Raw genomic sequence first — 14166 nt, 5'->3', positions numbered from 1 at the left:
GGGGAATCGGTTTATCGCGTGACCTTGGTCAGCCCGTCGCGCGTGAAGCGCTTGATCCTGGCCTCGTCCAGCTCGATGCCGAGGCCCGGGCCGTTCGGCACGGTCAGTGCGAAGTCGCTGTAGTCGAGCGGCGCGGTCAGGATCTCTTCGGTGATCAGCAGCGGGCCGAACAGCTCGGTGCCCCATTGCAGGTTCGCGAAGCTCGCGAACAGATGGGCGGAGGCGACCGTGCTGAACGCGCCTTCGAGCATCGTGCCGCCGTACAACTCGATGCCGGCCGCATCGGCGATCGTCGCCACGCGCTGCGCGGCGAACAGGCCGCCGTTCTGCTCGATCTTGATCGCGAACACGTCGGCGCCGTGCTGCTTCGCGATCTCGAACGCGCTGTCCGGGCCCTGCAGGATTTCGTCGGCCATCAGCGCGACCGGGAAGCGGCGCATCAGGCGCGCGAGCGCCGCGGCGGACGCGACCGGCTGCTCGACCAGCTCGCAGCCGGCATCGGCGAGCGCCGGCAGCGCCCAGGCCGCCTGCGTCTCGCTCCACGCCATGTTGACGTCGACCCGCACCGCGCCGCGATCGCCGATCGCCTTCTTGATCTCGGCGACGTGACGGATATCGACGTCGAGCGCCTTCGCGCCGATCTTCAGCTTGAACACGTTGTGGCGGCGCAGGTCGAGCATGTGGTGCGCCTCGTCGATGTCGCGCGCCGTATCGCCCGATGCGAGCGTCCACGCGACCGGCAGGCGGTCGCGCCGGCGGCCGCCGAGCAGTTCGCTGACCGGCACGCCGAGCCGCTTGCCGTGCGCGTCGAGCAGCGCGGTTTCGAGCGCGCTCTTCGCGAAGTGATTGACCTTCACCAGCTTGCCGACGTACGCCATCAGCGCCTGGATGCGCGTCGCGTCCTTGCCGATCATCGCCGGCGCGAAATACGTGTCGATCGCGAGCTTCATCGCTTCGGGGCTTTCCGGGCCATAGGCCATCCCGGCGATCGTCGTGCCTTCGCCGATGCCGGTCACGCCGTCGCTGCACGTGACCTTCACCAGCATCAGCGTCTGTCCGTGCATGGTCGCGACCGAAAGCTTGTGCGGGCGAATCGTCGGCAAGTCGACGAGCCGGGTTTCGATGCGTTCGATGGTGATCGGGGTCATGGAATACGTCGCGTGAGTGAAGTGCTTGGACCGATTTATACGTCTCGGCCAGAGCGAGCGTCCAATACTTTTGGACACCCATTTTCATACTTGGTGGGTATTGGATTGGCGCGCAACCCCTTGAATGACGCGCTGCACCATACTTTTGTTGAGGGTCTAAGCGGGCGGAAAGCCGTGCCGGTGGCGGCCGAGCGGCGACTCTCCGGACGGTGTCCGGAACGCGGGCGCGAGGGGTGTCATGCGCGCGGCGGCGGCACGCAAAACGGCCTGGCAAGCGCGAAACCTAGGGTTTTCCTGATGGGATGCAGGGGTGCCCGGAGGCTGGCGCGCTCGAGGCAGGCCGCCGTCCCCGCGCCCGGATCGCGGCCCCGTTGCGGGCGTCGGCGCGACATGCGCTGCGCGGGCCGTGTATCGCGAGTGTCCAGCAACTGGACAGCTCGACGCGAGCGGGCCCGCGCCGGCGCGTCTGCCGCGGGTGGGCAGAATCCCGGATGGCCGCGTTGCGCCGCCGCTGCCTACCCTCGCTCCGTACCGACCGCGGCCGGCCCGCGACCGGCCGGCGGTCCGGCATTCATCAGGAGCGTATATGACCATCAGTGAAGGAAAAGCGCTGTTCGACAGCGACGTCTGGACCGGCAAGCTCTTCAGCGGCGGCTGGACGGCCGGACCGGGCACGGCCGACGTGATCGAACCCGCGACGGGCGCCACGCTCGGCCGCATCGGCATCGCCGACGGCGAGACGGTCGCCGGTGCGTCGGCGGCGGCCCGTCGCGCGCAGCCGGCATGGTTCGGCCTGCCGTACGACGAGCGTTCGGCCGTGCTGCGCCGTGCGGCCGCCGTCGCGGAAGCGCAGTTCGACGCGATCGTCGACTGGACCGTGCGCGAAAGCGGCTCGACGCGCGCGAAAGCCGCCTTCGAGACGTCGGTCACGATCAAGGCGCTGCACGAAGCGGCCGGCCTGCCGTCGCGCGCGGCCGGCGAGGTGCTGCCGTCGGGCGCGGGCCGGCTGTCGCTCGCGCGGCGGCGTCCGCGCGGCGTGGTCGGCGTGATCTCGCCGTTCAACTTTCCGCTGTATCTCGCGATGCGCGCGGTCGCGCCGGCGCTCGCGCTGGGCAACGCGGTCGTGCTGAAGCCCGATCCGCGCACCGCCGTGTGCGGCGGCGTCGCGATCGCGCGGATCTTCGAGCTGGCCGGCCTGCCGGCAGGCGTGCTGCACGTCGTGCCGGGCGACGGCGCGGCCGGCGCCGCGCTCGTCGCCGATCCGAACGTCGCGATGATCCACTTCACCGGTTCGACGGCCGCCGGGCGCAAGGTCGGCGAAGCGGCCGGCCGCTACCTGAAGAAAGTGTCGCTCGAACTCGGCGGCAAGAACTCGCTGATCGTGCTCGACGACGCCGATCTCGACCGTGCGATCGCGAATACCGCGTGGGGCGCGTATCTGCATCAGGGCCAGATCTGCATGGCCACCGGCCGCGTGCTGGTCCAGCGCGCCATTCACGACCGGTTCGTCGCGAAGCTCGTCGAGAAGGCCCGCAGCCTGCGCGTCGGCAATCCGGCCACCGAGGACGTCGGTCTCGGGCCGCTGATCAATGCCGCGCAGCGCGATCATGCCGCGCGCGTGGTCGCGGCGGCGCGCGACGCCGGCGCGCGCGTCGACGCAGGCGGCGGCTATCGCGAGCTGTTTTTCGAGCCGACCGTGCTGAGCGGCGTGACGCGCGGCAACCCGGCCTTCGACGAGGAAATCTTCGGGCCGGTCGCGGTCGTCGTGCCGTTCGATACCGACGAGGACGCGATCGCGCTGGCCAACGACAGCGCATACGGACTGTCGATGGCGATCCTGTCCGCCGACGTCGGGCGCGCGCTGCGGCTCGGCGAGCGGCTGCATACGGGCCTGCTGCACATCAACGACCAGACGGTCAACGACGAAGTCGTCAATCCGTTCGGCGGAGTCGGCGCATCGGGCAACGGCACGAGCATCGGCGGCGCGGCAAATCTCGAGGAATTCACGCAGTGGCAGTGGCTGACCGTCAAGGGCGAAGCGCCGCTCTATCCGCTTTGACAAGGAGACCGACATGTACACCGACAACGATGCGCGCGCCGTTACCGCCGCCGTCGCCCGCGCGGCCGGCGCGCCCTTCTCGATCGAATCCGCACGCATCCGCGGCCCGCGCGCCGACGAGGTGCTGGTACGCGTCGTCGCCACCGGCCTCTGCCATACCGACCTGATCGTGCGCGACCAGTACTATCCGGTGCCGCTGCCGGCCGTGCTCGGGCACGAGGGCGCCGGCGTGGTCGAAGCCGTCGGCCCGGACGTGAAGACGCTCGCCGCCGGCGATCACGTCGTGCTCACCTACGGCGCATGCGGCCATTGCAACGCATGCGTCGGCGGACACGGCGCGTATTGCCGGCACTTCTTCGGCCTGAACTTCGGCGGCGGCGATCCCGACGGGCACACCGCGATTCGGGACGAACACGGGCAGCCGCTGCACGATCACTTCTTCTCGCAGTCGTCGTTCGCAAGCTATGCGCTGGCCCGCGAGAACAACGCGATCCAGGTGCCGAAGGACGCCCCGCTGGAACTGCTCGGCCCGCTCGGCTGCGGCATCCAGACCGGCGCGGGCGCGGTGATCCACTCGCTCGCGGTGCGCCCGGGCAGCAGCTTCGCGAGCTTCGGCGCGGGCGCGGTCGGGATGAGCGCGATCATGGCCGCGCGCATCGCCGGCGCGACGACGATCATCGCCGTCGACATCGTGCCGTCGCGCCTCGAACTCGCGAAGGCGCTCGGCGCCACGCATGCGGTCAACAGCAAGGAAGTCGACGTCGTCGATGCGGTCAGGCAGATCACCGGCGGCGGCGTCGACTTCGCGCTCGAGTCGACCGGGCACGCGGCCGTGCTGTCGCAGGGCATCGAGGCGCTCGGCAGCCGCGGCACGATCGGCGTGGTCGGTGCGCCGAAGCTCGGCACGAAAGCCGAGTTCGACGTCAACAACCTGCTGCTCGGCGGTCGCACGATCCGCGGCATCGTCGAAGGCGACAGCGTGCCGCAGACATTCATCCCGCAGCTCGTGCAGCTTCATCAGCAAGGGCGCTTCCCGTTCGACCGGCTCGTGAAGTTCTATCCGCTGCAGGAGATCAACCGCGCGGCCGAGGAAAGCAGCAACGGCACCGTGCTCAAGCCGATCCTGCGCCTGCCGCATTGACGGCGGCGCGTCCGGTTCCGTCCGTTGCGGCGCTGCGCACGCGGCCGCCCGCGTCGCCCGCGCCCGCTGCGCGGGCGACGCGCCGAATGCCTGCTCCACGCGCCGCAACACGACGCGCTCGCCCACTTCCGGCTACCCTATCGTTTCGAAGCCCCCGCGGCGGCCGCCGGCACCTGCCGCAAATACGCGACAGCGGTTCCACGCGGCGGCGCGGGCGGCGTTACGCCGGAAACGATTTCGAACCTTGAATGGAAGGTAGCGTGGAAACGGGACTTCAATCCTCGTCACGGTCCATCGACCTCGATACGCTGCGCGCCCGGTTTGCGGCGGGCGAGCCGTTGCCGGACACCGCGTTGCCCGGCACCGTCGCGCGTTCGTGGGCCCGCTCGCGCGACGCGGGGCTGCGGCCGTGGCAGACGGCGTACTACGAAATGCAGCGCGATCCGGGCAGCGTGGGCGAATCGCGCGCCGACCGGCGGCTCCATCGCTGCGTCGTCCACGAGATCGAACAGTTGTGGGCCGCATTCGGCGGCACGAACTGGACGATCTTCTGCGTCAATCCGGGCGGCACGATCGTGCATGCGCGGCGCAGCCCGCATTGCGACGACGCACTGCTCACGCCGATCGTCGCCGGGCGGCGCGTCGTCGAACCGAACATCGGCACGACCGCGCCGAGCTGCGTGATCCACGACGGCGTCGAGACCTTCGTCGTCGGCGCGCAGCACTATCTCGACGAATTCTCGCGCGTGTTCTGCCTCGCCGTGCCGCTGGTCGGCTTCGACGGCGAAGTGATCGGCGCGCTGGACATCACCGGCATCGGCCAGCGCAATGCGATGCAGTTGCGCGAGCAGTTCCGCCATGCGTCGCTGTCCGCCGAGCAGCGGATCTACGCGATGCTGCGCGACTGTCATCTGCTGCACGTGCAGTACGATCCGCGCTGGCTCGGCACGCCGCTCGCGGGCGTCGTCGCGATCGACGAGGCGGGGCGCGTGCGCGCCGCGAGCCGGCTCGCGCGGCAGATGCTCGACCTGACGCCGGACGGGCCGCTCGCGCCGCTCGACCGCCGGCAATTGTTCGCCGATGCGACGCCGGCGCAGCAGCGCCGCCTGATGCAGCCCGCGCGCACGCCGCAGCGGATCGCGCGCAGCGACGGGAGTCATGTCTGGGTGCGCTGCCTGCGCGCGCCGCTCGATCGTGCGGCTGCACGCCGACAGCCGGGCGCCTTCGAGGACGCGGACGAGCTGTGCCCGACCGCACGGACCGACCCGCATGCGAGCCTGCACGAGCAGTCGCTCGACGCGATCCGGCGCGCAGTCGACGAGCACGACGGCAACGTATCCGCCGCCGCGCGGCAACTGGGCATCTCGCGTACGACCGTCTACGCGAAGCTGCGGCAGCTCGATGCCGCGGGTATCGTGAACGGCCTGCCGTCGCGCGCGTAGCGATTCGCGTCCGTCACGCGGTGTCCGCGTCCGACTGGCCTGCGCCGCAGCGAGTCACAGCACCCACGCGTCGGCGCGGCGCGCGACGGCCGGATGCGCCTGCCGGCCTGGCCAAACCGCATAGCATGCCGGCCGGTCGAACGGCCGGCCGCGCACTTTTCTACGACTGCCGCTCCGACACCACGGCCGGCTGCGCTGCGCCGCCGTCGTCGCGCGCGGCGTCCCGCTTTTCCCAGAACGTCGCGTTCGCGATGCCGAGCGCGACCGGGTCGAAGCTCGGCTCGCGGCCCGCGCGCTGCTGCGCCTCGTAATCGCGCAACGCCTTGAGCGCGGGCTTCTGCAGCAGCACGATCGCGACGATGTTCAGCCACGCCATCAGACCCACGCCGATATCGCCGAGCGCCCACGCGACGCTTGCGCTCTTCACCGCGCCGTACAGCGTCGCGAGCAGGATCACCGCCCGCAGCACGAAGGTGCCCGCGGCACTGCTGCGCGCGCCGCTCAGATACGCGACGTTGGTCTCCGCGATGTAGTAATACGCGAGGATCGTCGTGAACGCGAAGAAGAACAGCGCCATCGCGACGAACGCCGCGCCGAAGCCCGGGAGCACCGATTCGACCGCCATCTGCGTATAGCCGGGGCCGGCCTCGATGCCGGCCGCGCCCGAGAACAGCGCGCGGCCGCTCGGCGCGACCACGTTGTAGGCGCCGGTGATCAGGATCATGAAGCCCGTCGCGGAGCAGACGAACAAGGTATCGACATAGACGGAGAACGCCTGCACGAGCCCCTGCTGCGCCGGATGCCCGACCTCGGCCGCCGCCGACGCATGCGGGCCCGTGCCCTGCCCGGCCTCGTTCGAATAGACGCCGCGCTTCACGCCCCACTGGATCGCGAGGCCGAGCACCGCGCCGAAGCCGGCCTCGAAGCCGAACGCGCTCTTGAACACGAGCGCGACGACGCCCGGCAGGCGTTCGATATCGAGCGCGATCACGACGCACGCGATCAGGATGTAGCCGAGCGCCATGAACGGCACGACGATCTCCGCGACGCGCGCGATCCGCTTCACGCCGCCGAAGATGATCAGGCCGAGCAGCAGCACCAGCGCGGCGCCCGTGACGGGCTTGGCGATGCCGAACGAGTTCTCGACCGCGACCGAGATCCCGTTCGCCTGCACGCCGGGCAACAGCAGCCCGCACGCGAGCACCGTGGCGATCGCGAACGCCACCGCATACCAGCGCACGCCGAGTCCCTTCTCGATGTAATACGCGGGACCGCCGCGATACTGCCCTTCGCGCCGCTCCTTGTAGATCTGCGACAGCGTCGATTCGACGAACGCGGTGCTGGCGCCGAGGAATGCGACGAGCCACATCCAGAACATCGCGCCGGGGCCGCCGAACGTGATGGCCGTCGCGACGCCCGCGATGTTGCCGGTGCCGACGCGCCCCGACAGCGACATCGCGAGCGCCTGGAACGACGACACGCCCTCGGCCGACGCCTTGCTGCCGCGCATCAGGCGCAGCATCTCGACGAAATGGCGCACCTGCGCGAAGCGCGTGCGCAGCGAGAAGTACAGCCCGGCGGCGAGGCAGAGGAAGATGAGCGCAGGGCTCCAGATGACGCCATTGATCGAATCGACGAGTTGTTCCATGAAGCGTTTTGGTTGAGAGCGGGGTGACGGGGAAGGACGACCGGACCGGTCATGTCGCGTCGTGGCGCGCACGGAGTCGGATAAATCCGAATCATCCTTTCATTGATATTACATTTCTTTCACATTCAGTCGGAATTGGGGCGAGCCCCGAGCGGGACGGCGGGCGATCGCCGGTGTCGCCGCAGCTTCGACGAGTCGATCGCGCCAGGCGCGCCGACCGGAGCGAGCAGGCGACGCATCGCAGACGCAACGCGAATCGCGCGTCGGATGTCGTACGGTATGGCCGCTTGAACTATCGATTCGGACTACGGATCGAGCGCATCCGCATGCGGGCATCGCGCATGAAGCCGTCAGCCGGGTCGTGACGCTTGCGCGGCGGGAGGATGGGCGGAAAGAAGATGGAAGAGTCCGGCATGCCCGCCGTTACCGGCCGGGCATGCCGTCCTGCGCACAAGCGCCCGCCGCATTGCGTGACGGGCGCCGGCAGGTTTGCTGCAGATCAGTGCTTGTCGTCGAGCTTCTTCGGCTTCGGCGGCGCCGGCACCTTCGCATACTGGAATGCAGGCGTGGCCTTCAGCGCGTCCTTCGTCGCGCCCGGCAGGTAGATGTTGCCGTTGCGCACGTCGAGCGATGCAATCGGCACCGCGACATCGTGCGCGGCCACGCCGAGGAAGCCGCCCGCCGACACGATCGCCGCCGACACCGAGCCGTCCGGCGCGACGATCAGGTCGCGCACGGTGCCGACCTTCTGGTTCTGGTCGTTGTAGACGGCCTTGCCGAGCACGCTTTTCTTCACGCTCCAGCCTTCGAGCAGCGCCTGCGACTGCTCGACGGTCACGCTCAGCGGCTGCGCGCCCGCGATCTGCGCGTGCGCGCTGACGCTCGATGCCAGAACGGCCACTGCGATGATGGTCTTGTAGAACGCCATGCTTGTTGCACTCCGTTGAATGATTGTCGATTCAGGCGGCGAAGCCGGACAACGCGACGGCGCGCGGTTATACGCTGCCGCGACACTGCCCGACTTCGCCGACGGATCGGCGGCACGGCCGCACCGCCCCCCATGCGCGTGCCGCGGCGGTTCGTACCGACCGGCCCGCAGCGCGTCGCATCGGGCCATCTTAGCGCCAGCGGCGCAACGCTGCATCGGACGCGATGCCGCAGTCAGGCGTTGCGCGAATACACGCGCCGATGACGCACGGCTTCGGCGAGCACGTCGAGCACCGGTTCGGTCTGCGTCCAGCTCAGGCACGCATCGGTGATCGACACGCCGTACTTGAGCGGCACGCCGGGCTTCAGGTCCTGCCGGCCGGCCTCGAGATTGCTCTCGACCATCACGCCGACGATCCGGTGTTCGCCCTGCGACAGCTGCCGCGCGAGATCCTGCGCGACATCGATCTGGCGTTCGTGCGACTTGTTCGAATTCGCGTGCGAGCAGTCGACCATCACCTGCTCGCGCAGGCCGGCCGCGCGCAGCACCGCGCAGCTCGCCTCGACGTGCGCGGCGTCGTAGTTCGGACCGTTCTTCCCGCCGCGCAGGATCACGTGCGCATCGTCGTTGCCGCGCGTTTCGAAGATCGCGGCCATCCCCATCTTCGTCATCCCCATGAAGGCGTGGCTCGCGCGCGCGGCGACGATCGCGTCGGACGCGACCTGTACGCCGCCGTCGGTGCCGTTCTTGAAGCCGATCGGACAGCTCAGCCCCGACGCGAGCTGCCGATGGCTCTGGCTTTCGGTCGTGCGCGCGCCGATCGCGCCCCACGCGATCAGGTCGGCGATGTACTGCGGGCTCAGCAGGTCGAGGAATTCGGTCGCGGCCGGCAGGCCGAGCGCGTTGACGTCGAGCAGCAGTTGCCGCGCCGCGCGCAGCCCTTCGTTGATCCGGAAGCTGCCGTCGAGGCGCGGATCGTTGATATAGCCCTTCCAGCCGACCGTCGTGCGCGGCTTCTCGAAGTAGACGCGCATCGTGATCAGCAGGTCGTCCTTCAGCGCATCGGCGGCGACCTTCAGGCGGCGCGCGTAGTCGAGCGCCTGGTCGTGGTCGTGGATCGAGCACGGGCCGACGACGATCAGCAGCCGGTCGTCGCGACCGTGCAGGATGTCGCCGATCGCCTTGCGGGTGTCCTCGACGAGCGTTTGCGTGGCGGCCGGCACGGGCAGCTCGTCCTGCAGCAGCGCCGGCGAGATCAGCGGGCGCACCGCGCCGATGCGGACGTCGTCGATGCGCGTCGAGTCCTGCGTCGCGTCGGCGACGCCGACCTCGCGATCGCGTGAAGGATTGTCGAGGTTCTGCATGGTGATTCTCCGGGGACGTCTGGAATGGTAAGCAGGCTCGATTATGGCACCCGGCCGCGACGGCAGCGATCGCGCGCGGGCAGGCCGTTCGGCCGACTGTTCGCGCACGGCCGACGGTCATTACGATCGTGACTGACCCGGTATCGAGCGGCCGCGTTGTTCGACGCGCGCCGCCCGCTGCCGGCAATCGACCGATCGCTCCCTGCCCGACCCGATACGCCACGATGACCTTGTCCGAACTGTTCCGCGCCATCCGCCAGCCCTATGCCGACCTGCTCGCGAAAGCGGCGACGCAGCTGCCCGCCCATATCGAACCGGCCTGCCGGCACGCGGACGGCACGCTCGCCACCGAAGGGCCGCTCGCGCTGCCGTGGCGGGCCGACTACATCCCGACCGAAGGCGAAGCGGCTGGCCGCCCGGCGAGGATCGACTCGTTCAGCCGGCTGGAATTCGAGCCGATCTCGTTCGAGGTCGATGCGGCGACCGTGTCGATCGGCCCGTTCGCGTGGGACCGGGCGACGATCGAGGTCGACGGTCTCGCCGAAAATGCGACGATCGATCTGTTCAAGTCGTGGTTCTGCGCGTGGTTCGACGCCGACGATGCCCGTGCGCCGGGCGAAGACGGGCTGCACGGCGTCGTTCACTCCCTGTCGGAGCCGGCGCGCATCGAACAGGGGTGGCGCGTCAACGTGGATTTCGGCTCGGCGCCGGAGACGGCTGCCGAGGATGTGCTGTTCCGCCTCGTCGATGCGGGCGCGACGCGGATCAGCCTGGGCTCAGGCGATCATGACGATGAAGCGGGCCGGCGCCGCTATTGAGCCGCGTTGCGCGACGCGCCCGCCTGCGCGCCGGCGCCGCGATTCATCGCGCGGTCGCTCAGGACGCGTCGCCCTGCGTGTCGACGTCGATCCCGAGCTCCGCGGCCATCCGCTGCACCAGCGCGCTCAGCCGCGCGACTTCGTCCGCGAGGCGCTTCTGCTCGGCCTTCACCGCTTCGAATTCGGAAGGCGGAACCGAGTCCGCTCCGCCCGCGTCCGCACCGGCCGCGAATTCGCTCACGTTCACTTCGCCGCACATCAGGTGCATCCAGCGGTTCTCGCGCGCGCCCGGCGCGCGCGGCAGCCGGACGACGAGCGGCGGCTGGCGCGTCGCGAGTTCGTCGAGGAACGCCTCGACCGACGAGATGTCGGCGAAGCCGTGCAGGCGCGCGCTGTTCAGGCGCAGTTCGGCGGCCGTCTGCGGGCCGCGCAGCAGCAGGATCGTCAGCAGCGCGATCGCCTGGCTCGGGATGCCGAGCACGCGGTTCATGTTGTGCTCGAAACGCGGCACGCGGCTGCTGCTGCCCTCCATCACGAGACTCAGATGCTTGAGCGCGTCGAGCGCGGTCGTCACTTCGTCCTCGGTGACGTTCATCACCGGCGAGCGCGCGGTCTTCTGGTTGCAGCCCGCGGTCAGCGCGTTCAGCGACAGCGGATAGGTGTCCGGCACCGTGTGTTGTTTCTCGACGAGCACCCCGACAATGCGGGCCTCGAGGGGCGTCAGTTCGCGAAGGGCGCGTGGCGTGGGCGTGTCCGGCGTGGTGTTCATGGTTGTCGTCGCGGCAGCGGCAGGAAAGGGAAAACGGATCGCGGCCCGTCCGGCACGGCTCGACGGGCGAGCCATATGATAGCTTGCGACGCGCGGCCCGATGCCGGTCGATGCGGCGGCGCGCGCCTTCGCCGCCAGCGCGCTTCGTCCGGTGCGTCGCGCGCGTCGCGCGGCTGCGCCGTTTGCGCCGCGCGCAGGCCGGCGCTACGATACGCGTTCACCCGGACGCCGCAGCGCATCGCGCGTTCACGCATCGCGCCGCGCCTCGCCCGTTCCGCACGCCACGCCGCCCGAGCGTGCGCACCGCCCTCCAACGCCTTTCATCCGACCGTTCACCGACATGACTTCATCCTCTTCCGTACCGAATGTGCGCGCGATCGTCACCGGCCACACGCGCGGCCTCGGCGCATCGCTTGCCGAGCAGCTGCTGCTGGAAGGCATTGCCGTGCTCGGCGTGTCGCGCAGCCGCCATGCTTCGCTCGCCGCGCAGGGCGGCGACTCGTTCGCCGAAGTCGAGCTCGACCTGTCGGAGCCGTCGGCCGTCGCGACATGGCTGGCCGGCGACACGCTGCGCCGCTTCGTCGACGGTGCATCGCTCGTGCTGCTCTTCAACAACGCGGGCATCGTCGATCCGATCGGCCCGCTCGATGCGCAGGATCCGGCCACGGTCGCGCGCGCGGTCGGACTGAACGTCGCGGCGCCGCTGATGCTGTCGGCCGCGCTCGCGCAAGTCGCGTCGGCCTCGACCGAGTGCCGGATCGTGCACGTGTCGAGCGGCGCGGCGCGCAATGCGTATGCGGGCTGGAGCGTTTACTGCGCGACCAAGGCCGCGCTCGATCAGCACGCGCGCGCCGTCGCGCTCGATGCGAACCGTGCGCTGCGGATCTGCAGCGTCGCGCCGGGTGTCGTCGATACGGGCATGCAGGCGACGATCCGCGCGACCGGCGACGACCGCTTCCCGATGCGCGAGAAGTTCGAGCAGCTGAAGGCGAGCGGCGCGCTCGCGACGCCGGAAGCGGCCGCGCGGCAGCTGGTCGGCTACGCGCTGAGCGACGCGTTCGGCTCGGCGCCCACGGCCGACGTGCGCGAACTGCCGGCCGCGTGATCCGGGATAGAATCCTTCGATCGCCCTTCCCCGAGGATCCCCGATGGTCACCCGGACCACCGCGCCGTTTCAGCAGATCAAGACGCTCGTGCGCCAGAAGACCGAATCGGGCGACTGGCGTCCCGGGGACCGCATCCCGTCCGAACTCGACCTCGCCGCGCAATTCGGCGTCGCGCGCATGACGGTCAACCGCGCGCTGCGCGAGCTGACCGAGGAAGGCGTGCTGAAGCGCATCGCGGGCGTCGGCACGTTCGTCGCCGAGGAGAAGCCGCAGTCGAACCTGCTGATGATCGCGCATATCCGCGACGAGATCCGCGCGCGCGGGCATGAATACCGCTGCCGCGTGCTGAGCCATGCGCGCGAACCCGCATCGTTCGACGTCGCGGCCGCATTCGGCCTGCCGGTCAATACGCCGGTGTTCCACGTCGTCTGCGTGCACGAGGAAAACGGCCGCCCGATCCAGCTCGAGGATCGCTATGTGAACCCGGCCGCCGCGCCCGGTTTCATCGACCAGGATTTCGTGAGCGAGCCGCCGTCCGAGTACCTGTTCAACAACGTGTCGCACTACGAACTGGAGATCGAGCACGTCGTCGACGCATCGCTGCCGACCGTCGAACAGGCGCGGCTGCTCGACATGCGCGCCGACGAACCGTGCCTCACGCTCACGCGCCGCACCTGGACGAACGGGCTGCCCGTCACGTTCGTGCACTTCCTGCATCCGGGCAACCGCTACCGGCTCGGCTCGCGCTTCAAGCCCGGCGCCGGACGCCACCAGACCTGAACGCCGCGGCGCGACGCGTCGCCACATGCCGTGTCGCAAAAGACAACGGCCGCTTCGTCATGAAGCGGCCGTTGCGCGTAGACCGAAGCCTGCCGACGTCAGATCGCGTGCGTCTGTCCCGCATCGCGCGACCAGACGACCGGAAACAGCGGATGCTCGAGCGGCGCGCCGTCGGGCAGTTGATCCGCGAGCCCGGGGAAATCGGGCGAGGTCTTCCAGCGGCGCGGCGCGTGACGGATGTCGTCGCCGACGAAGCGGATCGAAAACGCGCGCCGGCGATTCTGCGTGCCGCCCGACGCATGCAGCGTGAGCATCCGGAAGCACACCATGTCGCCCGGTTCGAGCGCCCAGTGACGGATCGGGAAGGCCGCACGATCGGCTTCGATGTCGGGCAGGTCCGCGAGGCTGCCTTCCGGAAACCATTTCGCCTCCTTGTCCATGAACGTGCGCGGCATCAGCCACGGCCCGCGATGCGAACCCGCGACGAATTCGAGCGTCGATTCGAGCGGCACCGGGTCGACGGGGATCCACATGCTGACGTTGTCGTTGCCTTCGATGTTGTAGTAGGGCTGGTCCTGATGCCACGGCGTGCGCTGCCGCGTGCCGGGTTCCTTCACGAGCAGGTGGTCGTGATGCAGCCGCACGGTCGCGGTGCCCATCAGCGCGGCCGCGACGGACGGCGCCGGCGAGCGCAGGATGAAGTCGCGATACGCGTCGTTGTGCTGCCAGTTGCAGAAATCCTCGAAGAACCAGCCCGGATCGTCGGGCCGGCTCGCGACCTTCGCGCGCGGGCTCGGCTGCGCGAGGTTCGCGTCGATGCCGGCCCTGAGCGCCGCCACTTCGTCCGGCGAAAAAATCCCCTTGATGCAGACCGCGCCTTCTTCGCGGAACGCATCGATCAGGTCGGGCGTCACGGCTTGCGCGACACGGTCCTCAATGCTCATCGTCATGGCTTGCCTGTCG

The 14166-nt window shown here is 69.5% G+C and carries 12 protein-coding genes; 6 read left to right on the top strand and 6 right to left on the bottom strand.

The features are described from left to right. Positions 1–11: 11 nt before the first annotated feature. Positions 12–1148 (bottom strand): muconate/chloromuconate family cycloisomerase, encoded by a 1137-nt coding sequence (locus WS57_RS00480; protein WP_059481998.1) that lies wholly within the window; start codon positions 1146–1148, stop codon positions 12–14. A 586-nt stretch (positions 1149–1734) separates the two neighbouring features. On the opposite strand from WS57_RS00480, the gene WS57_RS00475 reads away from it, so the two are divergent. The 3 genes from WS57_RS00475 to WS57_RS00465 all read left to right on the top strand — a co-directional run bounded on the left by WS57_RS00475 (position 1735) and on the right by WS57_RS00465 (position 5790). Next, entirely contained in the window at positions 1735–3207 is a 1473-nt protein-coding gene (locus tag WS57_RS00475) for a benzaldehyde dehydrogenase (protein WP_059604885.1), read from the top strand. A 13-nt stretch (positions 3208–3220) separates the two neighbouring features. After that, positions 3221–4348, top strand: coding sequence for an NAD(P)-dependent alcohol dehydrogenase (locus tag WS57_RS00470; protein WP_059604882.1), 1128 nt, complete (start codon positions 3221–3223; stop codon positions 4346–4348). A 260-nt stretch (positions 4349–4608) separates the two neighbouring features. Next, the gene (locus WS57_RS00465; protein ID WP_236871900.1) at positions 4609–5790 is read left to right on the top strand and encodes a helix-turn-helix domain-containing protein; all 1182 of its coding nucleotides are present in this window, start codon (positions 4609–4611) and stop codon (positions 5788–5790) included. A 160-nt stretch (positions 5791–5950) separates the two neighbouring features. On the opposite strand, the gene WS57_RS00460 is transcribed toward WS57_RS00465, so the two are convergent. From WS57_RS00460 to WS57_RS00450, 3 genes are all read right to left on the bottom strand, one after another. Continuing rightward, positions 5951–7438 (bottom strand): alanine/glycine:cation symporter family protein, encoded by a 1488-nt coding sequence (locus tag WS57_RS00460; RefSeq protein WP_059604879.1) that lies wholly within the window; start codon positions 7436–7438, stop codon positions 5951–5953. A 499-nt stretch (positions 7439–7937) separates the two neighbouring features. Continuing rightward, a complete protein-coding gene (locus WS57_RS00455; RefSeq protein WP_009694494.1) occupies positions 7938–8366 on the bottom strand; it encodes a PRC-barrel domain-containing protein in 429 nt (142 codons plus the stop codon). A 233-nt stretch (positions 8367–8599) separates the two neighbouring features. Beyond that, positions 8600–9730 carry a 3-deoxy-7-phosphoheptulonate synthase gene (locus WS57_RS00450; RefSeq protein WP_009694495.1) on the bottom strand — a complete coding sequence of 377 codons (1131 nt, stop codon included), beginning with the start codon at positions 9728–9730 and terminating at the stop codon, positions 8600–8602. 224 nt (positions 9731–9954) lie between these two features. On the opposite strand from WS57_RS00450, the gene WS57_RS00445 reads away from it, so the two are divergent. Then, complete coding sequence (locus WS57_RS00445; protein WP_069243609.1) at positions 9955–10548, top strand: hypothetical protein; 594 nt, start codon at positions 9955–9957, stop codon at positions 10546–10548. Positions 10549–10606: 58 nt separating this feature from the next. Here the strand turns inward: WS57_RS00445 and WS57_RS00440 are convergent, their stop codons facing one another. Continuing rightward, positions 10607–11317: a YceH family protein gene (locus WS57_RS00440; protein ID WP_069243608.1), complete on the bottom strand. Its 711-nt coding sequence runs from the start codon at positions 11315–11317 to the stop codon at positions 10607–10609. Between the two features lie 340 nt (positions 11318–11657). On the opposite strand from WS57_RS00440, the gene WS57_RS00435 reads away from it, so the two are divergent. Beyond that, positions 11658–12422: an SDR family oxidoreductase gene (locus WS57_RS00435; protein ID WP_059513044.1), complete on the top strand. Its 765-nt coding sequence runs from the start codon at positions 11658–11660 to the stop codon at positions 12420–12422. Between the two features lie 43 nt (positions 12423–12465). After that, entirely contained in the window at positions 12466–13203 is a 738-nt protein-coding gene (gene hutC, locus WS57_RS00430) for a histidine utilization repressor (protein ID WP_009694500.1), read from the top strand. 98 nt (positions 13204–13301) lie between these two features. Here the strand turns inward: hutC and WS57_RS00425 are convergent, their stop codons facing one another. Beyond that, positions 13302–14153, bottom strand: a complete 852-nt coding sequence (locus tag WS57_RS00425) for a phytanoyl-CoA dioxygenase family protein (protein ID WP_069243607.1) — start codon at positions 14151–14153, stop codon at positions 13302–13304. Positions 14154–14166 lie beyond the last annotated feature (13 nt).

The sequence above is a fragment of the Burkholderia pseudomultivorans genome (assembly GCF_001718415.1).
GTDB classification, from domain to species: domain Bacteria; phylum Pseudomonadota; class Gammaproteobacteria; order Burkholderiales; family Burkholderiaceae; genus Burkholderia; species Burkholderia pseudomultivorans_A.
The sequence above is the reverse complement of the archived record's forward strand: the minus strand, read 5'-3'. Positions and strand labels throughout refer to the sequence as shown.